This is a genomic window from Streptomyces sp. YIM S03343, assembly GCF_054729195.1.
Map to the genome: position 1 here is coordinate 3263747 of NZ_JBPUKX010000001.1, position 21382 is coordinate 3285128.

Below are 21382 nucleotides of genomic sequence, written 5' to 3' on the forward strand. Positions count from 1 at the left end.
TCCCGGTCACGGGGAGAAGAGAGGGAACTCGCGACGCGAACGCCAGAGGGCGGGCGTCAGCGACAGTGGATGTCAGCCACGCAGAGGGCGGTCACGCCGATGAGCGCCAGCTCGAAGGCGGCGGCGCTGCTCATGACATGACTAGACCACATGAGCTCGAATATGAATGACTTTTTTGTCTGTGTCAAAGCGGCCCCGGCGCCGGGCGCCGGGTCGCCCGTCAACTCTTGGGGTACGGCCAGGGGTTGGGCAGGCAGTGAATTCCCTCATGGTCGAGGAACTTGGTCTGCTGCTGCATGACCGGCGCCAGCTCGCCGTCCTTCTCACAGGTCACGTGGTGGTAGCCGAGCCGGTGGCCGACCTCGTGGTTGATCAGCATCTGGCGGTAGGCGTGGATGGCGTCGCCGTAGGTCTTGGAGCCCTGCGCCCAGCGGTAGGCGTTGATCATCACGCGCTCGGTGGAGGCCGAGTCGCAGGAGACGTTGTCCTCGGTGGTGTCCAGGCCGGACTTGGCACACCAGACCGCGGTGGTGCCGGGGCTGGCCAGGGTGATCACGAAGTCGGGCTTGCCGGTGGAGATCCGCTCGAAGGTACGGGCCCCGTCGTGGGACCAGCTCCGGTCGTCGTTGAGGGTCTTCTGGACGGCCTCGGCGAACAGCGCGCCGTCGAGACCGAGTCCCTGCTCGACGTCCACACGGTAGGTGTACTTGCGCCCCTTGCCCGGCGCCTTGTCGGCACCGGGGACCGTGTCGAACTTCCCCGAGCCCTTCAGCGTGGCGCCGAGGGCGTACTTGGTGTCCATCTTCTGCGCGTACGTCATCGAGGCGGCGGGCGCCGACGAGGAGGCCCTGGGGTCGACGCCGCCGGAAGCGGTGTCACGTGCGTCACGGGCCTGATCGGTGGCCGACTGCGCCTGGGTGTCGACGCCGTCGCGGCCGTCGGCAACCTGACCCGCCACCACGATCGCCAGCACGGTGGTGACGGCGGCGGCCGCGATACCGGTGTACGTGCGCCCCTTGACGCTCTTGCCGGGCGCGGGCTCACCGGTGGGGGCGATGTCCTCGTCGTCCTGCGGGTCGTTGGGAATACCGATGCCGGGGGGCCAGTCGGTGACCGAGGCGAAGGGGTCGGTGGGGTGGGGGTCGGAGGGGTGGGAGGTGGTGGCGTCGAGAGGGCCGGCGGCTTTGGGGATCTTGGCGGTCCTGGGGTTCTTCTGGGTCCTGGTGGACTTGGGGCGGGGGGCGAAGACGGTGCCGTTCGCGTTCACGTCGCCGGGGGTGTCGAAGGCGTCCAGGTAATCCTGGCGGGGGCCGTAGCCGGGGCGGGCACCGGGACCGGGTGCGGTGGTGGGTCCAGTGCTGCCGGTGCGGGGCCGGGGACCGCGTGGGGTGCCAGGCCCGATGCCGGTACCGGCCGGCGGCGCGTGGCGCTGCTGCGGTATCGAGGGTCCGCCCGGCCCGGTGGCTCCGCCCGGCTGTGCCGCGGGGCCGGCAGCGCGGGCCGCGCTGCCGAACCGGCCCCAGCCGCCGCCGGGTTCACGCTGCTCAGGGTGCCCGCCCCGGGCGCGGGGGGCGCCGTCGGGGAAACGCGGGACGCCCTGGGCGGGGGTGCCGTCCGGGAAACGCGGGACGCCCTGGGCGGGGGTGCCGTCCGGGAAACGCGGGACCCCGCGCGCGGGGGTGCCGTCGGGCAGGCGCGGAACGCCGTGCGCCGGGGTGCCGTCCGGGAACCGGGGCACTCCCCCGGCGGACGTGCCGTCGGGCATCCGCTGCTGGCGGCCCTCGGGCGCCGGGCCGGGCCCGGGGCGCCCTCCTCGCGCCGCGGCACCGTCGACGCCCGGAGCCCCCGTCACACCGGGGCCCTCCGTACCCGCCGCTCCCTGCTGATCGCGCCGCGCGGCGGTGTCCTGGGCGTCGTTCCTGGCGGCGAGCCCTCGGCGGCTGTGGCGTCCCACGGTGGCCCTCAGCTCCCCGCACCCGGGGCGGCGGGGCCGCCGTCGTCGGCAGCGGCCCCCGGTTTCCCTGCCGCCCCCAGCAGCTCCCGGAAGGCCGCGGCGACCGTCTCGGGGTACTCCATCATCGCCACGTGCCCCGCGTCCGGCAGGCTGAGCAGCCGGGAGTCACGGAAGGACCGCGCGGCCTTCTGCGCCATGCGGTAGCCGACGAGTTGGTCACGGCCGCCGTAGATCAGGAGGGTCGGGGCCAGGACGCGCTGGGCCTGACGCCAGAGCCCGTGTTCGCCGCCCAGCGTGTAGGCGTTCACCACACCGCGCGCGGAACGCGTCATCGCGTCCCAGAAGTACGGCAGTTGCAGCCTGCGCTCCAGTTCCGCCACCGCATCGCGGAACGCCTCCGGGGTCACCCGGCCGGGATCGCCGTAGCACAGCCCCATGACGCCGCGGACGCGCTGCTCGACCGTCAGCCCGCGGGTGAGCCGGGTGAACAGCGGGGCCGCTCCGGGCAGCCCGAGCAGCGCCGTGGGCACCGCCGTGCGCTGCACCCGGAGCTCGGGGAGCGCGGGCGAGACGAGGGTGAGGGTGCGGACGAGGTCGGGCCGCAGTGCGGCGACCCGGGTGGAGACCGCGCCGCCGAGGGAGTTGCCGAAAAGATGCACCGCACCGCGCCCCGAGGCGTCGAGATGCCGGATGACGGCACGCGCGTGACCGGTGACGGAGTAGTCGCCGTCGTCCGGCGGCGGGGAGCCGCCGAAACCCGGCAGATCGACCGCCTCGCCGTCGACGGTGTCCTCCAGCTCCCGCATCAGCACCGACCAGTTCTGCGAGGACCCGCCGAGACCGTGGACGTAGAGCGCGGACGGCAGCCCCTCGCGCACGGGCGGCCTCGAACGGATCGTCAGAGTGATGCCCGGGAGCCCCACCGACCTGAGCCGCTCACCCTCGGCGACCCGGACGGCGTCCGCCGCGGGAAGCACATGGGTGGGTGGTACGGACGGCACCTCTGTCGACGACATGGGCCAATGTTACGAGACGATCACACGCCGTTTCGCGTGTTCGCCGTCACAGGCGCCGGACGGATCACCACGGATGCACACGATCCGCGACGCGTGCGGTGGATTCTCGCAAGATCCTTACCGATTCGGATCGTTGCGGGTCGTTCTCGACCGCTCGCGGCCGCTCCGGGCGGCCCCGGGCGGCCCCGGATCGACTCGCCATCGATTCCCACGCGCGCGTGGGGCAGAGCCCGGGACCGATCCCCGCGCGCGTGGGGCGGGGCTCCAGACCGTTCTCTGCTCTCCGCAACTTTCCACGCACGCGTGCGGGCGGATGTACATCGCAGGTGAATCGCACGCACGCGCGTGTGCGGATCGCATAGCGTACGGCCTCCAGGTCTCCTACGCTCGTACGCAGGGCACCCCAAGTGACCCCCGCATTCCTCAGGGACGTTCCAGGAAGGGAGCCCGCGATGGCCGTCGACCCCACCGACCCCGAGACGTTCGAGTCCGAGGACGCCACGGAGCTGGACGTAGAGGCACCCGAGGGCGATGCCGCGGAGCAGCACGCGGCTGTCGCGCCCGACCGGGACGAGCCCATGAGCGACGAGGACAAGGACCGCGCCAACGAGGCGGACCTCGCGGAACAGGCACGCGTCGTCTCTCTGGACGAGGACGACTACCGATAGCCCACCGACGGTGATCCGGGACCCCGCTGATCAGCGGCGGGGCGCCTGTGCCCACCCTGCACCGGTTTGAAACCCTCTGCGCGGCTTTCGCCGCCGTCCGCTCCATGAAATTCTGCGCTCGCAGCGCGCGCACCACGGTTACTGAAAAGTACGATGGCGGCGCGGCACACCGCATGTGGACGAACTTGGGAGGCGGCGTGACAGCCATCGAGCAGACAGAGGCGGCGCGCCCGCGAGGGACGCGCCTGCCGCGCCGTGCCCGACGGAACCAGCTGCTGGGCGCCGCCCAGGAAGTATTCGTGGCGCAGGGCTACCACGCGGCCGCGATGGACGACATCGCCGAGCGTGCCGGGGTCAGCAAGCCGGTGCTCTACCAGCACTTCCCGGGCAAGCTCGACCTCTATCTCGCGCTGCTCGACCAGCACTGCGAGTCCCTGATCCAGTCCGTGCGCAGCGCGCTCGCGTCGACGAGCGACAACAAGCAGCGCGTACGGGCGACCATGGATGCCTACTTCGCCTACGTCGAGGACGACGGCGGAGCCTTCCGTCTGGTCTTCGAGTCGGACCTGACGAACGAGCCCGCGGTGCGCGAGCGCGTCGACAAGGTCTCCCTGGAGTGCGCCGAGGCGATCTGCGACGTCATCGCCGAGGACACCGGGCTGTCCCGGGCCGAGTCGATGCTCCTGGCCTCCGGCCTGGGCGGTCTCGCGCAGGTGGTGGCCCGCTCCTGGCTGCACAGCGACCACAGTGTCCCGCGCGACCAGGCCGTCCAGCTGCTCGCCTCGCTGGCCTGGCGGGGCATCGCCGGCTTCCCGCTCCAGGCCGAGCAGCATCAGTGACCGGACGGGTTTTGTTCCCGTCCGCTGTTCGCTTCTGGCGTGCCCCTGCGGAGCGTGCGCGTCCCTTCACCGGGCTAATGTGTGCTGGGTACGGCGCGGAGGGCCGCGCATTCCACTGACCGTCGGAGGGACAAAGCCGTGGAGGTCAAGATCGGTGTGCAGCACGCGCCCCGCGAGATCGTTCTGGAGAGTGCTCAGAGCGCCGAGGAGGTCGAGCGTGTGGTGGCCGACGCACTGGCCGGCAAGTCGCAGCTGCTGAGCCTTACAGACGAGCACGGCCGCAAGATCCTGATCCCGGCCGACCGCCTCGCCTATGTCGAGCTCGGCGAGCCCGCGCCGCGCAAGGTGGGCTTCGGCGCGGTGTAGCCGACGCCGTCGCCGAGGTCCGCGGACGAGCGCCGCGGCCGAAGCGTCGTAGCGAGGGCCGCAGGCCGTCACTAGGGCCCGGCGATCTGATGGAGATCAGATCGCCGGGCCTTTGTCGTGTACGCCGCCCTGCCTGTGTCGCGCCCGCCGCCAGGCCTGTGGCGTGTCCGTCGCCGGGCCTGTGTCGTGTCCGTCGCCGGGCCTGTGGCGTGTCCGTCGCCGGGCCTGTGTCGTGTGCGTCGTCGGCCCTTGGCGGAGGGATGCCGGACACGGGGTGTGATCTCCCACAGAAGGGTCACAAGTCACCCACAGGGGAGGATTGCATTCCGCAGGTCACGGGTATGCCCGGTAACGACTTGGTGCGCAGTCCGGCCGTGTGGGAGGGACCCCGACATGATCTTGGAAGCACTCGGCTCCGCTGTGCTCGGTCTCGTGCTGGCCTGGGCGGCACTGCACCGGCTCGCCCACCGGCTGCCCGCCCGTGTCCTGGTGCTCTCGACGGGAGCCGCCGGGGCCCTGTTCGGCGACTTCCTCACCCACAGCGCGCTCGGCTCTGGCAGTGTCCTGATCGGACTGGCCGGACTGGCCGGTGCGGCGGTGGTCTCCGCGGCCTCGCTCTCGCTGCTGCTCCGCCCGGCCGGGAGACTCCGCCGACGATCAGCCCCGGCGTGACCCGGACGCCGGCCGCCAGGCATCAGGCCGCACGCCCCAGGCCTCAGGCGCCAGCCCCAGGCCTCAGGCGCAGTCCCAGACCCTAGGCCGCCAGCCCCAGGGCTGCCATCCGCTTCGTGTGGGCCTCCGTGATGCGGGAGAACATCCGGCCCACCTCCGCAAGGTCGAAGCCGGCCGCCACCCCGCCGACCAGCATCGTGGACAGCGCGTCCCGGTCGGCGACCACACGCTGGGACTGCGAAAGTGCCTCGCCCATCAGCCGCCGTGCCCACAGCGCGAGTCTGCCGCCCACCCGGGGCTCGGCGTCGATCGCCGCGCGCACCTTCTCCACGGCGAACTCGGCGTGCCCGGTGTCGTCGAGGACGGCGAGCACCAGCTCACGGGTGTCGGAGTCGAGGCGGACGGCGACCTCGCGGTAGAAGTCGCTGGCGATCGAGTCGCCGACGTACGCCTTGACCAGGCCCTCCAGCCAGTCGGAGGGTGCCGTCTGCTTGTGGAAGCCGTCGAGCGCGGCGACGAACGGCTCCATCGCGAGGGTCGCGTCCTCGCCGACCTCGGCGAGCCGGTCGCGCAGCCGCTCGAAGTGGTGGAACTCGGCGGAGGCCATCTTGGCCAGCTCCGCCTTGTCGGCCAGCGAGGGCGCCAGCTTGGCGTCCTCCGCGAGGCGCTCGAACGCCGCCAGCTCGCCGTAGGCGAGCGCACCGAGCAGGTCGACGACCGCGGCGCGGTACTGCGGGTCCGCGGAAGCCGTCGCCCACTCCTGCGCGGCGATTCCGGTGGGTGCCTCCGAAGATTCTCCGGCGGTGTTGTCTGGCTTGTCAGAGGTCGTCATGAAGCGCACAATAGCCCGCCCGACGCCGCCCGGTGGAGCTTCGGAAGCGGTCCGGAAGTCCTCCGTAAGTCCTGCGGAAGTTCCTGGTCAACCAGTGTGACGACGACTACGTGACCAAATCGGCCATCGCATGTGCGCAAATCCGGGGTATGGTGGTAATGCGCCTGCTGGGTACTTCGACGTATCCCGACAGGCCGCACGTATGAGGATGCCCGGTCGGTGGCCCGATCGGCTCCGACCCGACCGCCCTCCCTGGCCGTACGGCACATTGCGTACGACGACCGGAGGGACCCTCAGCGGTACGAGCGCTAGAGCGTCGGCAGTGGTCCCGTGCCAAACGGCTTGCCCCCCGGCTCGCCCGTAAGGCAAACCGACGTCCCCAGCACGGTTTCCGACCAGACCCCCGCGCTCGCCTCGCACCGCGTTCACAGAAGAGGCAGCACCCTGACTACGACGTTCAGAGCACTCGGAATCCTCCCCGAGACCGCCGAAGCCCTTGAGGCCGTCGGCATCACCACCCCCTTCCCCATCCAGGAGATGACCCTCCCCGTCGCCCTGACCGGCACGGATGTCATCGGCCAGGCCAAGACCGGCACCGGCAAGACGCTGGGCTTCGGTCTTCCGCTCCTGGAGCGCGTCACCGTCCCCGCCGACGTCGAGGCGGGCCGCGCCCGTCCCGAGGCGCTCACCGACGCCCCGCAGGCCCTTGTCGTCGTCCCCACACGCGAGCTGTGCGTCCAGGTCACCAACGATCTGCTGACCGCGGGCAAGGTCCGCAATGTGCGCGTCACGGCGATCTACGGTGGCCGGGCCTACGAACCCCAGGTGGAGGCCCTGAAGAAGGGCGTCGACGTGATAGTCGGCACCCCGGGCCGGCTCCTCGACCTCGCGGGCCAGAAGAAGCTCAGCCTCAAGCATGTGAAGTGCCTGGTTCTCGACGAGGCCGACGAGATGCTCGACCTGGGCTTCCTGCCCGACGTCGAGAAGATCATCAACATGCTTCCGGCCAAGCGCCAGACCATGCTGTTCTCGGCGACCATGCCGGGCGCGGTCATCGGTCTCGCGCGCCGCTACATGTCGCAGCCCACCCACATCCGCGCCACCGCGCCGGACGACGAGGGCGCGACCGTCGCGAACACCGCGCAGTTCGTCTACCGCGCGCACTCCATGGACAAGCCGGAGATGGTCGCCCGCATACTGCAGGCCGAGGGCCGCGCGCTGGCGATGATCTTCTGCCGCACCAAGCGCACGGCCGCCGACATCGCCGAGCAGCTCCAGCGCCGCGGGTTCGCCTCCGGCGCGGTCCACGGCGACCTCGGCCAGGGCGCCCGCGAGCAGGCGCTGCGCGCCTTCCGCAACGGCAAGGTCGACGTCCTCGTCGCCACCGACGTCGCCGCGCGCGGCATCGACGTCGAGGGCGTCACACACGTCATCAACTACCAGTCCCCCGAGGACGAGAAGACGTATCTGCACCGCATCGGCCGTACAGGCCGCGCGGGCGCATCGGGTACGGCGATCACGCTCGTCGACTGGGACGACATCCCGCGCTGGCAGCTGATCAACAAGGCGCTGGAGCTGAACCTGGGCGACCCGGCGGAGACGTACTCCACCTCCCCGCACCTCTTCAGCGACCTCGGTATCCCCGAGGGCACGAAGGGTGTCCTGCCGCGTGCCGAGCGCACACGCGCCGGGCTGGCGGCGGAGGAAGTGGAGGACCTGGGCGAGACCGGCGGCCGTGGTGGGCGCGGGCGCGGCGGCCGGGGCGAGCCCCGGTCCGCCGAGCGTGAGCGCGACCGCGAGCGCCCGGCGCGCACACCGCGCAGCCGCCGCCGGACGCGCGGCGGACTTTCCGCGGAGGGCGGTACGGCCCTGGAGGCCGCGCCGGTCGCCGAGGGGACGGCCACGGCCGAGGAGCAGGGCGAGCGCCGCACCCCGCGCCGCCGTCGCCGCACCCGCAACGGAGCGTCGGCGGAGCCGGTGACGGCAGCCGCCGTACCCACGGCGGTGGAACCGGAGCCGGTCGCACCCGCAGCCGCGGAGGCGGTCGCGGCCGTCGACACGGCCGAGACCACGGAGGCGGCCAAGCCGCGCCGCCGCCGGACCCGCAAGGCCGCTGCTACGGCGGTGAGCGAGACCGCGGCTGCCACAGCGACGGAACCGGCCACCGAGACCGAGGCGTCGCCCACCGCCGAGGCAGCCGCCGACACGGCCGAGGCCGCCGAAGCCAAGCCGAGCCGCCGACGGACCCGCAAGGCCACCGTCGCCGCAGCCGCGCCGGAGTCGGAGAGCACCGCTCTCGAAGTCCCCGCACCCGCTGCGGCCACCGAGGCTGCTGTGGCCGCTGTCGAGTCGGCGGAGGGCACGGAGGCGGCCAAGCCGCGCCGCCGTACCCGTAAGGCGGCGGCCACTGCTCCCGCCGCCGAGGCAGTCGCCGACACGGCCGAGGCCGAAGGCGCGGCCGAGGCCACGGAGCCCAAGCCCCGCACCCGGCGCACCCGCAAGGCAGCCGTCGCAACGACGGAGACCGCCGAGGCCACGTCGGAAGCGGTCAAGGCTGTCGAGGCTGTCGAAGCGGCCGAAACGACCGCGACGGCCAAGCCCCGCCGCACCCGCAAGGCCGCCGCCGCGACCGAGACCGCCGCGGCAGCCGCCGACACCGCCGAAGGCACGGAGGCCAAGCCCCGCGCCCGCCGCACCCGCAAGGCCACCGCCCCCGCGGCCGTCGCCGAGATCCCGGCACAGGCCACCGAGGAACCGGAGACCAAGCCGCGTCGGCGTACGCGCAAGGCGACCGCCGCGACAACGGAGACCGCCGAGGCCGGCACGATCACCGAGACGGCCGAGCCCGCGCCCCGGACGCGCCGCACCCGTAAGGCGGCAGCCGTCGCCGAGGCACCGGAGGCCTGATCCCGCCTGACGGCGCGGCAGCCGAAGAACAACTGAAGAACAACCGAAGAACGACCGAAGACACGGACACTGTCCAGTCACCGCCGACAGCCCGGCCCACCCCGAGTGGACCGGGCTGTCGGCGTTCCCCGAACAACGCCAAGGCCAAGGCCGGCACCAACGCCAAGGCCAGGGAAACCGGGCAAGGTTGCCCCGGACTCACCCCCCATGCCCCATCCCTCAACCGCCCCCACCCGCCAGGCCCGCTAACCTCACCCCCATGAGCAGGCCCCCTTCCTTCGTCCCGCCCCCCGGCGCCCGTGCCCACTCCCTGGCGACCGCCCGCGGTGAATTCGCCGTCGTCGACGCGCCCGTGGCCCCCGGGACGGCGCCCAGAGGGGTCGCGTTGCTGCTGGCCGGGTTCACCGGCAGCAAGGAGGACTTCAATCCGCTGCACGAGGCGCTGGCCGCTCGCGGGTACCGGACGGTCGCGGTGGACGGGCGCGGGCAGTACGAGTCCGACGGACCCGAACACGACGAGTCCGCCTACGCCCAGGAGGAACTCGCGCGGGACGTGCTCGCGCAGGCCGCGGCGCTCGGCGACGGCCCGGTGCATCTGCTGGGGCACTCGCTCGGCGGTGTGATCGCACGGGCCGCCCTACTGCTCGACCACGCGCCGTTCGTCTCGCTCACCCTGATGTCCTCGGGCCCCGCGGCGATCTCGGCCGGTCAGCAGCAGCGCGTCAAGCTGCTGCGGGACGCGCTCGCCGTGATGTCGATGGCCGAGGTGTGGGAGGCCATCCAGGCCATGGACGCGCCCGAGGAGACCGAGACCGGCGCCGACGGCGGTGACCTCGACGCGGGGCTCGGCGACCAGGAGGATCTGCGGCGCCGCTGGCTCGGCAACAAGCCCGCCCAACTCATCGCCACCGGCAGGCAATTGTGCACGGAGCCGGACCGCGTCGCCGAACTGGCCGCACTGCCGCTGCCCTTCCATGTGCTGTCGGGAGCACGCGACGACACCTGGCCGGTGCCGCTGCTGGACGACATGGCACGGCGGCTGAAGGCGCGCCGGACCGTCGTCCCCGGCGCCGAGCACTCCCCCAACACCGACCGGCCGGACATCACCGCCCGCGCCCTGGCCGACTTCTGGGACACCGTCGGCAGCCGCTGAGGAACTGCAGGAAGCACAGGAACTGCAGGAAGCCCAGGAACCGAGCTGTCCGAAGAACGAGGTTCAGTACTGCGTCTGAAGGTGCTCCCAGAAGCCGTCGCGCAGGGCGCGGCGGAGGTCGGCCTGGCCGCGCAGGGAGTACTGGAGCATGCCCTCGGCCTCGACGAGGAGATCCTGGTCGACCGGGCCGGGCAGATAAGGGTGGCCGGGCAGCAGCCCGATCAGGGCGTCCCGCCCCCGGGAGGAGAGCCACTTCGCGGCGATCTGGGCGCCGACGAAGCGCACGTCCTCACGGGAGGGCCGAGGCGTCGTGCCCGGCTCGTACGCGGCGGCCGTACGCCGTGACACATACGGCTTGAAGAAGTCGAGGTCGAGGGTGCGCTGGCTGTCGACCTCCCACAGCAGCGGCTCGGCCTGGTTGCGGCCCTCGGGGGCCTCGATGCCCCACAGGTGCACCCGGGCGCCGTAGCCCTGTGCCGCCTCGACCGCCGAGACCAGGTCCTCGTCACCGCCGAGCAGGGCCGCGTCGCTGATGGCGCGGTGCCGGGCGAGGGACTCCAGGTCGGAGCGGATCAGGGAGTCGACGCCCTTCTGCTGGTTGTTGGCGTTGAGGTTGCCGAGGCGGACCTTGACGTCGGGGAGTTCGGCGATGGACTGCTGCTCGGCCGTGTGGATACGGCGCCGGGCGCCGTCGTACCAGTACACGCGCAGCAGTCTGCTGTCGGCGAAGATCGTGCGGGCTCTGTCGATGAGGGCCTCGATCAGTCCCTCGGCGTCGAGGTCGAAGGCCCGGCGGTCCTCGGTGCCGGCGACGAGCCGTCCCGCGGCCGCGTAGAGATATCCGGCGTCGACGAAGATCGCGTGGGTGGAGGGCGTCTTCGCCACCTCGGCGAGCATGCGCTGGAGCAGCTCGTTGGTGCGGTCGATGCGGGCTTGCAGTGCCTCGTGGTCGTCGTTCATTGCGTCCATTGTCCCGGCCGTCACGCTGCGAACACAACCGGTCCCGGTCGGTCCCTCCACAAGCGCTTACCGGTCGGTAGTTAGTCGTTCGAAAAATTTCTTTAGCGTAAGGAATGTTTGTAACAAGCGTCGCGTTGTATGGATCAGAACCACAAGACGAAGGGAGAAGCAATGCGCTTCGAAATCATGCGACTCGACGAGGTCGACGGGACCACCGTGGACAGCACCGTCGTGGACGCCGCCTCCGTCAACCGGATCGTTCAGCAGGCCGCCGCCACCGGACAGCGGCTCTGGATCCGGCCGGCCGAGACCCCGGCCTCCTGACCGACGCGGATCAGCACGGTACGAACGCCGATGAGCATGACGCACAGCGGCACACACCAGCACAGCACGCACTGACCCGCCCGGCAAGACGCACCGCGCACAGCGCACCGCACCCAGCACAGCGGACGACCGGGCACCACAGTGACTTTCAGAGCCCCCGTACGGCAGCGACGTCGTACGGGGGTTCTGCGTTGCGTGCGGCCACCCGGAGCGGCATTGCGCGCGGCCACCCGGAGCGGCATTGCGCGCGGCCACCCGGAGCGCCGTTGCGCGCGGCAATCCGACGCGGCGTCCTCACGCCCGCCCGACGACCTGGAGCACCCCGTTGATGATCTGCTGCACCGCGATCGCGGAGAGCATCATCCCCGAGAGCCGTGTCACCAGGACGACGCCACCGTCCTTGATGACCCGGATGATCAGCAGCGAGTAGCGCATCACCACCCACAGCACGACGTGGATCGCGAGGATCGCCGTCCACACGGCCATCTGCCCGGAGACACTGTCCGCGCGCTGCACGGCGAGGATCACCGACACGATGGCACCGGGCCCCGCGAGGATCGGCATGCCGAGCGGTACGAGGGCGACGTTGACGTCCTTGGTCTGCTCGGGATCGTCGCTCTTGCCGGTGAGCAGGTCGAGGGCGATCAGCAGGAGCAGCAGTCCGCCCGCGATCATCAGCGCGGGCACGGAGACATGCAGATAGCCGAGGATCTGGTCACCGAGCAGCCCGAAGACGGCGATGACACCGCCCGCCACACAGACGGCCTGGAAGGCCATCCGCTTCTGTATCCGGGCGGGTCGTCCCGCGGTGAGGGCGAGGAAGATCGGGGTGATCCCCGGGGGAGACATGATCACGAAGAGGGTGAGGAAGAGGGAACCGAAGACGGCGACGTCGAACATCACAAACTGGCCTTGCTGGAAAGAGGTGGGATGGGCAGCGCGGAAGGGCGGGGAAGGATCCGCCTCAGGCTCCGCCGGCCCCCGGCACCGGGAACGCGCCCGTCGCGCGCCTGGTGATCTCCCCGTAGACCTCGGGGTCGGTGGTGTACTCGCCGAGCACACAGGTCTTGCGGCTGCCGTGGTAGTCCGACGAGCCGGTGACGAGCAGCCCCAGATCGGCGGCCAGTGAGCGCAGCCGCGCACGGGTGGCTTCGTCGTGGTCCATGTGGTCGACCTCGATGCCGTCGAGCCCGGCCGCGGCCATCTCGGCGATCGCCTGCTCCGGCACCGTACGGCCGCGTTTGGCGGCGCCCGGATGGGCGAAGACGGTGACTCCGCCGGCGGCCTTGACCAGCCGGATGGCCTCGAAGGGGTCGGTCTCGTGCTTCTCGACGTACGCCCGGCCGCCGTCGGCGAGCCAGGCGCCGGTGAAGGCGTCGTTCACGGTCGGTACGACGCCCAGTTCGACGAGGGCGCTGGCGACATGCGGGCGCCCGACGGAGCCGTCGCCCGCGATCCGCGCCACCTGTTCCCAGGTGACGGGCACACCGAGGTCCTGGAGCTTGGCGATCATGCCCTGGGCCCGCGGCACCCGGTCGTCGCGCACCAGCTCGCGCTCGGCGAGCAGCTCGGGCTCCTCGGGGTCGAAGAGGTAGGCCAGCATGTGCATGCTGATGCCGTCGACACGGCAGGACAGCTCGGCACCGGTGACGAGGGTGAGCCCCTCGGGCCGCGCGGCGATCGCCTCGGCGTGGCCGCGGGTGGTGTCGTGGTCGGTCAGCGCGACGACGTCCAGACCGGCCGTGGCCGCGCCCCGGACCAGCTCGGCAGGGGTGTCCGTACCGTCGGAGGCCGTGGAGTGGCAGTGCAGGTCGATGCGCACGACGCGTGCTCCAGACGGTGACCAGGACGGAATGAGGACACCTAAGGATAGCCGGGCCACGGACCTGCCCCGGTCACACCCCCAGCCGTCGTACACCCCCTACACGGCAAAAGCTTAGCCGTCACTCAGGCACCGCCGGCCCCCCCGCCGCACTCAGGCACCGCCGGCCCCCGCCGCCCCACAGCGCTCAGGGTTCCAGCAGCCGGGGCGACAGCGCCCCGCACGGCACCAGGTCTATCTCGGCGCCCGCGTCCCGCAGGTCGGTCAGCACCAGTTCGTCGTAGAGCAGCAGCCCGGACTGCTCGGGCCACACCACGGCCCACAGCCACATCCCGAGCGCCTCGCCGGCGAAGACCGCGCGGTCGGCGGGGGCGCCGGAGACATGCCAGAGCGGGGTGGGGCGGCCGGCGGCGAGCACCTTGGCCTGCGGCGGTTTCTCCACGTCCAGATACGGCCCCGGGTCCGGGCCTTCCATGCCCGCGTACCGTGCGCCGAGGCCGACACCGAGCTCCTCCGCGACCAGGATCAGCTCACCGCCACCGCCGAGCGGTCCGGGACCGGAGCAGGCCACCGCGGTGGCACGGCCGCCGCTGCGGTCGTCGCCCGCGTTGGCCACTCCGGTGAACAGCCAGCCGACCGGCAGCGGCCACGGCATCCACAGGGGCACCTGGGTGCGGTGCACCACGACGCTGAGGGCCTCGACGCTCGGCGGGACCACGGGCTGCACCGGATGGACGGTTCCGTGCACATCGCACTGCCAGGAATCGGCGAAGAGTCCGGGAGCCCTGACCCGGCCACCGCACTTCGGGCAACTGGGTTCGCCCCTCATAGCGCCCCACGGTCCTACCAGCACACCGCCACGTCAAGGACGATCACCCGTCCGGACGGAACCGTCACGACATGAAACTAGATGCTCATTGCATTAATTATCTAGGCTAACTTAGTATGTGTAAACAGCAACCATCTCGCCGTGCAGACAGGAGGCGGGACGGCCGAGACATATCGCCGGTGAGACATATCGCCAGAAGGAGCGCGCATGGACCCGGAGGTCCCCGAGGATCCGGAGAACCCAGAGAACGCGGAGAACGCGGAGAACGCTGAGAACGCTGAGAAGCGGCACAAGGACCCGTTCGACACGGGCGCGACCGGCATCCTGCGGCAGCCGGGGGCGGTCTGGGCGACGGCCGGGGCGTCCGTCGTCGCCTTCATGGGCATCGGACTGGTCGACCCGATCCTGCCGTCCATCGCCCAGGGCCTGGACGCCACACCCGGTCAGGTCTCGCTGCTGTTCACCTCGTACTTCCTGATCACCGCCGTCGCGATGCTGCTCACCGGCTTCGTCTCCAGCCGGATCGGCGGACGCCGGACCCTGCTGCTCGGCCTCGCGTTCGTGGTCGTCTTCGCGGGGCTCGCGGGCACCTCGGACTCGGTCGCGCAGCTCGTCGGGTTCCGGGCGGGCTGGGGCCTCGGCAACGCGCTGTTCGTGTCGACCGCCCTGGCGGTCATCGTCGGCGCGGCGGCGGGAGGCAGCGCCGCGGCGATCCTGCTCTACGAGTCGGCCCTCGGCCTCGGCATGGCCTGCGGCCCGCTGCTGGGCGCGCTGCTCGGCAACATCAGCTGGCGCTACCCCTTCTTCGGCACGGCCACGCTGATGGCGATCGGTTTCCTGTGCATCACGGTGTTCCTGAAGGAGCAGCCGAAGCCGGCCCGCAGGACCTCGCTGCTGGACCCGCTGCGGGCGCTCGGGCACGGCGGTCTGGCGTCTGCGGCGGTCTCGGCGTTCTTCTACAACTACACGTTCTTCACGGTGCTGGCCTTCACCCCGTTCGTGCTGGACATGACGCCGTACCGGTCGGGGGCGGTGTTCTTCGCCTGGGGCGCGCTGCTGGCGGTGTTCTCGGTGCTGGTGGCACCGCGCCTCCAGGAACGGCTGGGCTCGCTGACGGTGCTGAGCGGCTCGCTGGTGCTGCTGGGCGCCGACGTCGTCGTCCTCGGCTACGGCGGCCACACCACCGCCGTGGTCTGCACGATCCTGTCGGGCGCGCTGATCGGCGTGAACAACACCGTCTACACCGAGCTGGCACTGGGGGTGTCGGACGCACCGCGGCCGGTGGCGAGCGCGGGCTACAACTTCGTGCGCTGGTTCGCGGCGGCCGCGGCGCCGTACTTCGCGCCGAAGATCGAGGACTGGACCGGCAGCGTCCGCATCCCGTTCGTGGTCGCGGCGGTCACCGCGGTACTGGGCGCGCTCGTGGTCGTCGTACGGCGTGATGCGCTGACTCACGAAGCCGAGGAGCTGGAGAACCGGCACGCCACCCACGACAGCGTCAGCGTCTTTGCCGAACGTTGACCAACTGGCGTACGGAGGGTCGGTGTTGGTGAGCTTGCTCACTCGGCGCGGCCCGGCGCGGAGCTGACGGTCAGTCGAGCGGGACGGACTTCCGGACCGGATCCCGGAGGTCCGTACCGTGCGTCAGCCACCGTTCCTGGAGCGCCTGGGCGCCGTGCACGCGCTTCCAGGCGGCCTCGTTCGCCGTCATCGGCAGCAGCGGCAGGAACCGTACGGGGTCGAGGGGCGCGTCGAGGTCCAGATCCTCGACCAGCCCGCCCGGTTCCGCGACCAGCACCGCGCCGAACGGGGCGCCGGGCCACAGCGGTCCGCCCACCTCCAGCGAACCGCCGGGCGCCACGACCACGCCCTCGACCTGCGGCGACGCGGCGAGCACGGCGAGCGTGCGCAGCACCTTGTCGGTGTCGGCGCGGTCGCGGCGCACGGAGAGGATCAGCTCGGCCCGCGGTCCGCGGACGGGGTCGGCGGCCACCGCCGTGGGGTCGGTCATCGGGTGGGCGGACATGCCGAGCGTGGCGTAGCGGACGATGTCGCCCTCGTGGAAGCGCAGCACCTCGATGCGATCCGTACCGAGGAAGGTGACCGCGGCGCGCGCGTCCGGCGCACCGAGCGCGCCGCTCAACCGCGCCTCGACCAGAGGAAGAACATCAGCCATGCGGTGAGCATAGAACTCGTCAGTAACGGGCAAAGCGAAACCTTGACACTTCGGCCGGCTGCTAGTCTTGGGCGAGTTCGGGCAGGGCGCATTGGCGTCGTGGTAAGTCCCGACGCCGATGAGACTCCCCCCACGGGGATCGAACGTCCCTCACGGGGGACCGGCTGGAGGAGGTGGGGCTGCAATGGATCGAAGTCACCCGTGCAGTACCACTCGCTCTTCCGGCTGCTGATGTAGCTCCGGCTTCTGGCTGACTGCCGCCTGCCACCTCTCGTGTCATGTTCGCGTGGTCGCACGCGTCTTCGGAAGAGCGTTCCGTTTCGTTCTGCTTGATCCGAATCAGCAGCGAACCCTCCACCGCGATGGTGCGGTGCTCCCCGCTTTGTGGACGTGCCAAACATCCGCACGCAGGACGTCCTCATTCCGGGTAGTTCCAGCCGTCGCAGGCCGACGTTTCGCTGCGCGTTTGCGAAGGAACCCGCCATGTCGATGATCCGTGACCTGCGCGCCGCCGTCCGCCCCTCCCGCCCCGTGCTGGGCACGGGCACCGTCCGGCTGGACAGCGGCGCGTACGACACCACCCGTGTCCCGGGCACCCCGTCGGCCGTGGTCGACTGCGCCGTCTACCGCGACGGCGTCCGCGTACAGACCGAAGTGCCGCTCACCCCGCACGAGGCGCTGCGCGCCGCGCGCCGTGACGGAGGGTTCGTCTGGATCGGTCTCCACGAGCCGACCGAGGCCGAATTCTCCGGTATCGCGGGCGAGTTCGGGCTGCACCCACTGGCCGTCGAGGACGCCGTGCAGGCGCACCAGCGCCCCAAGCTGGAGCGTTACGACGACTCGCTGTTCACCGTCTTCAAGACCATCCACTACGTCGAGCACGCCGAACTCACCGCGACCAGCGAGGTCGTGGAGACCGGCGAGGTCATGTGCTTCACCGGGCGGGAGTTCTTCATCACCGTCCGGCACGGCGGGCAGGGTTCGCTTCGTGCGCTGCGGCACCGGCTGGAGGACGACCCGGAGCGGCTCGCCAAGGGTCCCTCGGCCGTGCTGCACGCCATCGCCGACCATGTCGTCGACGGGTACATCGCGGTGACCTACGCGGTGCAGGACGACATCGACGAGGTGGAGACCGAGGTGTTCTCGCCGGGCCGCGGCGGGGTCGCGCGCGGTGTGGACTCGGCGCGCATCTACCAGCTCAAGCGGGAGGTGCTGGAGTTCAAGCGCGCGGTGTCGCCGCTGTGCCGGCCGATGCAGCTGCTGAGTGAGCGGCCGATGCGGCTGATCGAACCGGGCATCCAGAAGTACTTCCGGGACGTCGCCGACCACGTGGTGCGCGTCCAGGAGCAGGTGCTCGCCTTCGACGAGCTGCTCAACTCGATCCTCCAGGCCAACCTCGCCCAGGCGTCCGTGGCGCAGAACGAGGACATGCGCAAGATCACGGCGTGGGCGGGCATCATCGCCGTACCGACGATGGTGGTCGGGGTCTACGGCATGAACTTCAAGTACATGCCCGAGCTGCACTGGCGGTTCGGCTACCCGGTGATCATGGGCATCACCGGCGTGATCTGCCTCGGCATCCACCGCGCGCTGAAGCGCAACGGCTGGCTGTGAGTCCGGGAGCGGGTGGTGCTCATGCGCAGGACTCAGGCGCTGCACGGGCGGCAGGAGCGGCTGGTGCACGGGCGTCGGGAGCGGGCGCTGCACGGGCGTCGGGAGCGGCCGGAGAAGGCCGCACGGCTGGATAGGCTGGGGCACATGACGAGCGAGACGCGCGAGCAGGCACTCACCGGGCAGGCGCCCACCGGCCGGGACGACGTCCCGGAGCGGGCGTTCCTCGACCTGGCGCTCGTCGAGGAGGCCGCCAAGAAGTCCGGGCTCGTCTGGGTCGAGGTGCCCGGCGGCCGGGCGCGGGCGCTGTGGCACGTGTGGCACGAGGGCGCGGCGTACGTGGTCGGCGATGGCCCCGGGGAGCAGCCGCTGGCCCCTCTCGCCGACGGTGGCACGGCCGAGGTGACCGTCCGCAGCAAGGACAAGGGCGGCCGGCTGGTCACCTGGTCGGCGCGGGTCACCGAGCTGACCGCCGGGTCCGCCGAGTGGGAGGCGGCGGTCGCCGAACTGAAGGGCAAGCGGCTCAACGCGCCCGACGGCGAGACGATGACGGAGCGCTGGGCCCGGGAGTGCCGGGTGCTGCGGCTGACCCCCACGGGCGCCACCGCGGCCCTGCCCGATAGTTCCCTGGCCGCGGCTCCGGCGCCGTCCCCGGTGACGACGCGACGGCCGATCCCGGCGGGGCTGCCGCGGCTGCTGGTGAAGCGGCGCAAGCGGGCACAGTAGTGCCTGTGCTACGGCGGGCATAGCGCCTGTACTCGGGCATAGCGCCTGTACCAAGGCGGGCAGGCGCGACTGAGGCGCGGGCCGCACGGGCCCCTCACCGGCGCAGGCCGCTTCACCGTGCGCGCACGACGCGTTCAGGACGTCGGCAGCTGCGCGCCGTAGTCCACCGTGTCGCCCTTCGCGGGCTGTGTGACCGTGAAGCTCTTGCCCCAGTCGGCGAAGCGGAGCGTGCCCGCCCCGCCTGCGCGGGCCAGGCGCAGGGGAAACGGCTGCCCCTCCAGGGAGACGTCGAGGGTGCCGCCGGAGCCCTTGTCGCCGGTGATGCGGATGGTGCGGAGGCCGGACTGCTCGTGATGGCCGTCTTTCGCGAGCGTGCCGTGCAGGGTCAGAAGACTGTCGAGGAGGACGTCCTTGTCGGTGAAGCCGATGAACTTCTTGTACGCCGGGTCGCTCCGGGGCACCTTGACGTACTTGCCGTTGAGCTTGTCCGCGGCGGCGCTGCCGCCGTCCGCGCTGCTTCCGCTCTCCTCGTGCGTCCAGAAGGTCGCGTCGGCCTTCAGATACAGCTGGTCGCCCACCCGCAGCAGCCGGAACGTGGTGCCCTTCGAGGTGACCGAGCCGGTGCCGCCGTCCTCCTTGAGACGCATCTCGAGCGAGTACGTACGTCCGCTGGTGACCACCGTCCCCGACAGCCGTACCGTCGCCGCGGACGCCGCCGCCTTGCGGGTCTGCGACTGGATCTTCCCCGGCGCCAGCTTGCCGACCCCGTTGGTGCCCGCGTCCGGATCATCGGCGCTGCACCCGGTGAGGCCCGTCCCCGTGACGACCAGGGCGCACAGCGCGCCCGCGAGCGCGGCCCTGCGGACACGGCCCTGGGCAGTCGCAGCAGTCACGGGCAGGGCCGCCTTTCTGTCGGGACACCGGCGCGGCGTACGCAGCGTACCCGTGCCGGAGGGGTGCCACGGAAGGCGTCCGTCCGGACCCTCACCAGGGCGTATCCGATCTGGACGGGCTAGCCTGAAGCCCACCCGAGCGGGCAATGCAGGCATGCCAGTGATATCGCCGATATCTGCACCATGTGCGACATCGCCCCTATCGGAACTCGTGAAGGAGACACGGCCCATGGCAGCGGGCGCCCCCAGGATCTTCGTCTCGCATCTCTCCGGCACCGCCGTCTTCGACCCGAACGGCGACCAGGTGGGCCGCGTGCGCGATCTGGTCGTCATGCTGCGCGTCGGGCAACGTCCCCCGCGGCTCCTCGGTCTGGTCGTCGAACTCGCCACGCGGCGCCGTATCTTCCTGCCGATGACCCGGGTGACCGCCATCCAGTCCGGCCAGGTCATCACCACCGGCGTCCTCAATGTCCGGCGCTTCGAGCAACGGCCCACCGAGCGCCTGGTGTTCGGTGAACTCCTCGACCGGCGCGTCACGCTCACCGAGACCGGCACGGAGGTCACCGTCCTCGACCTGTCGGTCGCTCAGCTGCCCGCCCGCCGGGAGTGGGAGATCGACCGGGTCTTCGTACGGGTCGGCAAGAAGGCCGGCGCCTTCCGGCGGGGCAAGGGCGAGACCCTGACCGTCGAGTGGTCCGCCGTCACCGGGTTCTCCCTGGAGGAACAGGGGCAGGGCGCCGAGAACCTGCTCGCCACCTTCGAGCAGCTGCGCCCCGCCGACCTCGCCAATGTGCTGCACCATCTCTCCCCCAAGCGGCGCGCCGAGGTCGCCAACGCCCTCGACGACGAACGTCTGGCCGATGTCCTGGAGGAGCTCCCGGAGGACGACCAGATCGAGATCCTCGGCAAGCTCCAGAAGGAGCGCGCGGCCGACATCCTGGAGACGATGGACCCCGACGACGCGGCCGACCTGCTCGCCGAGCTGCCCGCGGAGGAGCAGGAACGGCTGCTGAGCCTGATGGAGCCCTCCGACGCCGCCGACATGCGCCGCCTGATGTCCTACGAGGAGCACACCGCCGGCGGTCTGATGACGACCGAGCCGATCGTGCTGCGGCCCGACGCCACCGTCGCCGACGCCCTCGCCCGGGTCCGCAACGCCGACCTGTCGCCGTCGCTCGCCGCCCAGGTCTATGTCTGCCGCCCGCCCGACGAGACGCCGACCGGCAAGTACCTCGGCACGGTGCACTTCCAGCGGCTGCTGCGCGACCCGCCGTACACCCTGGTCAGCTCGCTGGTCGACGCCAACCTCCAGCCGCTCGACCCGGAGGCGGCGCTGCCGGTCGTCGCCGGGTTCTTCGCGACGTACGACATGGTCGCCGCGCCCGTCGTCGACGAGTCGGGGTCGCTGCTGGGCGCGGTGACGGTGGACGACGTGCTCGACCATCTGCTGCCGGAGGACTGGCGGGAGACGGAGTTCCATCTCGACGGGGAAGGGGTGGACGCGGGCACGCCGCACGCCGGAGACCCGGGCGAGGACGGGCGTGACGAGCGCGAGGACCCAGGTGTGACCGACGAGGACGAGCAGACGGGCCGCGGGGACGAGGAGAGGGGCCGCGGGGACGAGGAGAGGGGCC

At 71.3% G+C, this 21382-nt stretch carries 20 protein-coding genes and 1 pseudogene; 11 read left to right on the forward strand and 10 right to left on the reverse strand.

Annotation, left to right across the window (positions count from 1 at the left end):
• Window positions 1–56 precede the first annotated feature (56 nt).
• The 3 genes from ACSYGN_RS13755 to ACSYGN_RS13765 form a co-directional block, all read right to left on the reverse strand.
• Entirely contained in the window at window positions 57–152 is a 96-nt protein-coding gene (locus ACSYGN_RS13755; RefSeq protein WP_460395341.1) for an Ms4533A family Cys-rich leader peptide, read from the reverse strand.
• 68 nt (window positions 153–220) lie between these two features.
• Window positions 221–1954: a DUF3152 domain-containing protein gene (locus tag ACSYGN_RS13760; RefSeq protein WP_460395343.1), complete on the reverse strand. Its 1734-nt coding sequence runs from the start codon at window positions 1952–1954 to the stop codon at window positions 221–223.
• A gap of 8 nt (window positions 1955–1962) precedes the next feature.
• On the reverse strand, window positions 1963–2970 hold the full coding sequence (locus tag ACSYGN_RS13765; protein WP_460395345.1) for an alpha/beta fold hydrolase: 1008 nt from the start codon (window positions 2968–2970) through the stop codon (window positions 1963–1965).
• A 452-nt stretch (window positions 2971–3422) separates the two neighbouring features.
• Here ACSYGN_RS13765 and ACSYGN_RS13770 point away from each other — a divergent pair, with 452 nt between their 5' ends.
• The 4 genes from ACSYGN_RS13770 to ACSYGN_RS13785 all read left to right on the forward strand — a co-directional run bounded on the left by ACSYGN_RS13770 (window position 3423) and on the right by ACSYGN_RS13785 (window position 5515).
• On the forward strand, window positions 3423–3638 hold the full coding sequence (locus tag ACSYGN_RS13770) for a hypothetical protein (protein WP_460395347.1): 216 nt from the start codon (window positions 3423–3425) through the stop codon (window positions 3636–3638).
• A gap of 197 nt (window positions 3639–3835) precedes the next feature.
• Window positions 3836–4477 carry a TetR/AcrR family transcriptional regulator gene (locus tag ACSYGN_RS13775; RefSeq protein ID WP_460395349.1) on the forward strand — a complete coding sequence of 214 codons (642 nt, stop codon included), beginning with the start codon at window positions 3836–3838 and terminating at the stop codon, window positions 4475–4477.
• A gap of 138 nt (window positions 4478–4615) precedes the next feature.
• Window positions 4616–4843 carry a DUF3107 domain-containing protein gene (locus ACSYGN_RS13780; protein WP_460395351.1) on the forward strand — a complete coding sequence of 76 codons (228 nt, stop codon included), beginning with the start codon at window positions 4616–4618 and terminating at the stop codon, window positions 4841–4843.
• 393 nt (window positions 4844–5236) lie between these two features.
• Window positions 5237–5515 (forward strand): hypothetical protein, encoded by a 279-nt coding sequence (locus ACSYGN_RS13785; RefSeq protein WP_460395353.1) that lies wholly within the window; start codon window positions 5237–5239, stop codon window positions 5513–5515.
• An 82-nt stretch (window positions 5516–5597) separates the two neighbouring features.
• On the opposite strand, the gene ACSYGN_RS13790 is transcribed toward ACSYGN_RS13785, so the two are convergent.
• Window positions 5598–6347, reverse strand: coding sequence for a ferritin-like fold-containing protein (locus ACSYGN_RS13790; RefSeq protein ID WP_460395355.1), 750 nt, complete (start codon window positions 6345–6347; stop codon window positions 5598–5600).
• Window positions 6348–6884: 537 nt separating this feature from the next.
• Here ACSYGN_RS13790 and ACSYGN_RS13795 point away from each other — a divergent pair.
• Together ACSYGN_RS13795 and ACSYGN_RS13800 are read left to right on the forward strand one after the other, a co-directional pair.
• Window positions 6885–9254 (forward strand): DEAD/DEAH box helicase, encoded by a 2370-nt coding sequence (locus ACSYGN_RS13795; RefSeq protein WP_460395357.1) that lies wholly within the window; start codon window positions 6885–6887, stop codon window positions 9252–9254.
• A gap of 259 nt (window positions 9255–9513) precedes the next feature.
• On the forward strand, window positions 9514–10407 hold the full coding sequence (locus ACSYGN_RS13800) for an alpha/beta fold hydrolase (RefSeq protein WP_460395359.1): 894 nt from the start codon (window positions 9514–9516) through the stop codon (window positions 10405–10407).
• Window positions 10408–10470: 63 nt separating this feature from the next.
• On the opposite strand, the gene ACSYGN_RS13805 is transcribed toward ACSYGN_RS13800, so the two are convergent.
• On the reverse strand, window positions 10471–11376 hold the full coding sequence (locus tag ACSYGN_RS13805) for an NYN domain-containing protein (RefSeq protein WP_460395361.1): 906 nt from the start codon (window positions 11374–11376) through the stop codon (window positions 10471–10473).
• Between the two features lie 162 nt (window positions 11377–11538).
• On the opposite strand from ACSYGN_RS13805, the gene ACSYGN_RS13810 reads away from it, so the two are divergent.
• Entirely contained in the window at window positions 11539–11691 is a 153-nt protein-coding gene (locus ACSYGN_RS13810; protein ID WP_460395363.1) for a hypothetical protein, read from the forward strand.
• Between the two features lie 294 nt (window positions 11692–11985).
• Here the strand turns inward: ACSYGN_RS13810 and ACSYGN_RS13815 are convergent, their stop codons facing one another.
• The 3 genes from ACSYGN_RS13815 to ACSYGN_RS13825 form a co-directional block, all read right to left on the reverse strand.
• Window positions 11986–12591, reverse strand: coding sequence for a MarC family protein (locus ACSYGN_RS13815; RefSeq protein ID WP_460395365.1), 606 nt, complete (start codon window positions 12589–12591; stop codon window positions 11986–11988).
• A gap of 64 nt (window positions 12592–12655) precedes the next feature.
• On the reverse strand, window positions 12656–13513 hold the full coding sequence (locus ACSYGN_RS13820) for a PHP domain-containing protein (protein WP_460395367.1): 858 nt from the start codon (window positions 13511–13513) through the stop codon (window positions 12656–12658).
• A gap of 187 nt (window positions 13514–13700) precedes the next feature.
• A complete protein-coding gene (locus tag ACSYGN_RS13825; protein ID WP_460395369.1) occupies window positions 13701–14342 on the reverse strand; it encodes a DUF6758 family protein in 642 nt (213 codons plus the stop codon).
• Window positions 14343–14549: 207 nt separating this feature from the next.
• On the opposite strand from ACSYGN_RS13825, the gene ACSYGN_RS13830 reads away from it, so the two are divergent.
• Window positions 14550–15863: an MFS transporter gene (locus tag ACSYGN_RS13830; RefSeq protein WP_460395371.1), complete on the forward strand. Its 1314-nt coding sequence runs from the start codon at window positions 14550–14552 to the stop codon at window positions 15861–15863.
• 70 nt (window positions 15864–15933) lie between these two features.
• Here ACSYGN_RS13830 and ACSYGN_RS13835 read toward each other — a convergent pair whose 3' ends face one another.
• Window positions 15934–16518 carry a suppressor of fused domain protein gene (locus ACSYGN_RS13835; protein WP_460395373.1) on the reverse strand — a complete coding sequence of 195 codons (585 nt, stop codon included), beginning with the start codon at window positions 16516–16518 and terminating at the stop codon, window positions 15934–15936.
• A 483-nt stretch (window positions 16519–17001) separates the two neighbouring features.
• Here ACSYGN_RS13835 and ACSYGN_RS13840 point away from each other — a divergent pair, with 483 nt between their 5' ends.
• On the forward strand, window positions 17002–18132 hold the full coding sequence (locus tag ACSYGN_RS13840; RefSeq protein WP_460395375.1) for a magnesium and cobalt transport protein CorA: 1131 nt from the start codon (window positions 17002–17004) through the stop codon (window positions 18130–18132).
• Window positions 18133–18276: 144 nt separating this feature from the next.
• The gene (locus ACSYGN_RS13845) at window positions 18277–18855 is read left to right on the forward strand and encodes a hypothetical protein (protein WP_460403442.1); all 579 of its coding nucleotides are present in this window, start codon (window positions 18277–18279) and stop codon (window positions 18853–18855) included.
• A 134-nt stretch (window positions 18856–18989) separates the two neighbouring features.
• On the opposite strand, the gene ACSYGN_RS13850 is transcribed toward ACSYGN_RS13845, so the two are convergent.
• Window positions 18990–19748: a hypothetical protein gene (locus tag ACSYGN_RS13850; protein WP_460395377.1), complete on the reverse strand. Its 759-nt coding sequence runs from the start codon at window positions 19746–19748 to the stop codon at window positions 18990–18992.
• A 229-nt stretch (window positions 19749–19977) separates the two neighbouring features.
• Here ACSYGN_RS13850 and ACSYGN_RS13855 point away from each other — a divergent pair.
• Window positions 19978–21258, forward strand: a pseudogene (locus tag ACSYGN_RS13855) (magnesium transporter MgtE N-terminal domain-containing protein); the annotation flags it as partial.
• Window positions 21259–21382 lie beyond the last annotated feature (124 nt).

Bases quoted from the DNA above. Each gene is read 5' to 3' on its own strand.
- ACSYGN_RS13765 (WP_460395345.1), bottom strand. From the start codon at position 2,970: ATGTCGTCGACAGAGGTGCCGTCCGTACCACCCACCCATGTGCTTCCC.
- ACSYGN_RS13815 (WP_460395365.1), bottom strand. From the start codon at position 12,591: ATGTTCGACGTCGCCGTCTTCGGTTCCCTCTTCCTCACCCTCTTCGTG.
- ACSYGN_RS13840 (WP_460395375.1), top strand. From the start codon at position 17,002: ATGTCGATGATCCGTGACCTGCGCGCCGCCGTCCGCCCCTCCCGCCCC.
- ACSYGN_RS13830 (WP_460395371.1), top strand. From the start codon at position 14,550: ATGGACCCGGAGGTCCCCGAGGATCCGGAGAACCCAGAGAACGCGGAG.
- ACSYGN_RS13835 (WP_460395373.1), bottom strand. From the start codon at position 16,518: ATGGCTGATGTTCTTCCTCTGGTCGAGGCGCGGTTGAGCGGCGCGCTC.
- ACSYGN_RS13770 (WP_460395347.1), top strand. From the start codon at position 3,423: ATGGCCGTCGACCCCACCGACCCCGAGACGTTCGAGTCCGAGGACGCC.
- ACSYGN_RS13800 (WP_460395359.1), top strand. From the start codon at position 9,514: ATGAGCAGGCCCCCTTCCTTCGTCCCGCCCCCCGGCGCCCGTGCCCAC.
- ACSYGN_RS13785 (WP_460395353.1), top strand. From the start codon at position 5,237: ATGATCTTGGAAGCACTCGGCTCCGCTGTGCTCGGTCTCGTGCTGGCC.
- ACSYGN_RS13845 (WP_460403442.1), top strand. From the start codon at position 18,277: ATGACGAGCGAGACGCGCGAGCAGGCACTCACCGGGCAGGCGCCCACC.
- ACSYGN_RS13790 (WP_460395355.1), bottom strand. From the start codon at position 6,347: ATGACGACCTCTGACAAGCCAGACAACACCGCCGGAGAATCTTCGGAG.
- ACSYGN_RS13755 (WP_460395341.1), bottom strand. From the start codon at position 152: ATGTGGTCTAGTCATGTCATGAGCAGCGCCGCCGCCTTCGAGCTGGCG.
- ACSYGN_RS13825 (WP_460395369.1), bottom strand. From the start codon at position 14,342: ATGAGGGGCGAACCCAGTTGCCCGAAGTGCGGTGGCCGGGTCAGGGCT.
- ACSYGN_RS13805 (WP_460395361.1), bottom strand. From the start codon at position 11,376: ATGGACGCAATGAACGACGACCACGAGGCACTGCAAGCCCGCATCGAC.
- ACSYGN_RS13810 (WP_460395363.1), top strand. From the start codon at position 11,539: ATGCGCTTCGAAATCATGCGACTCGACGAGGTCGACGGGACCACCGTG.
- ACSYGN_RS13795 (WP_460395357.1), top strand. From the start codon at position 6,885: ATGACCCTCCCCGTCGCCCTGACCGGCACGGATGTCATCGGCCAGGCC.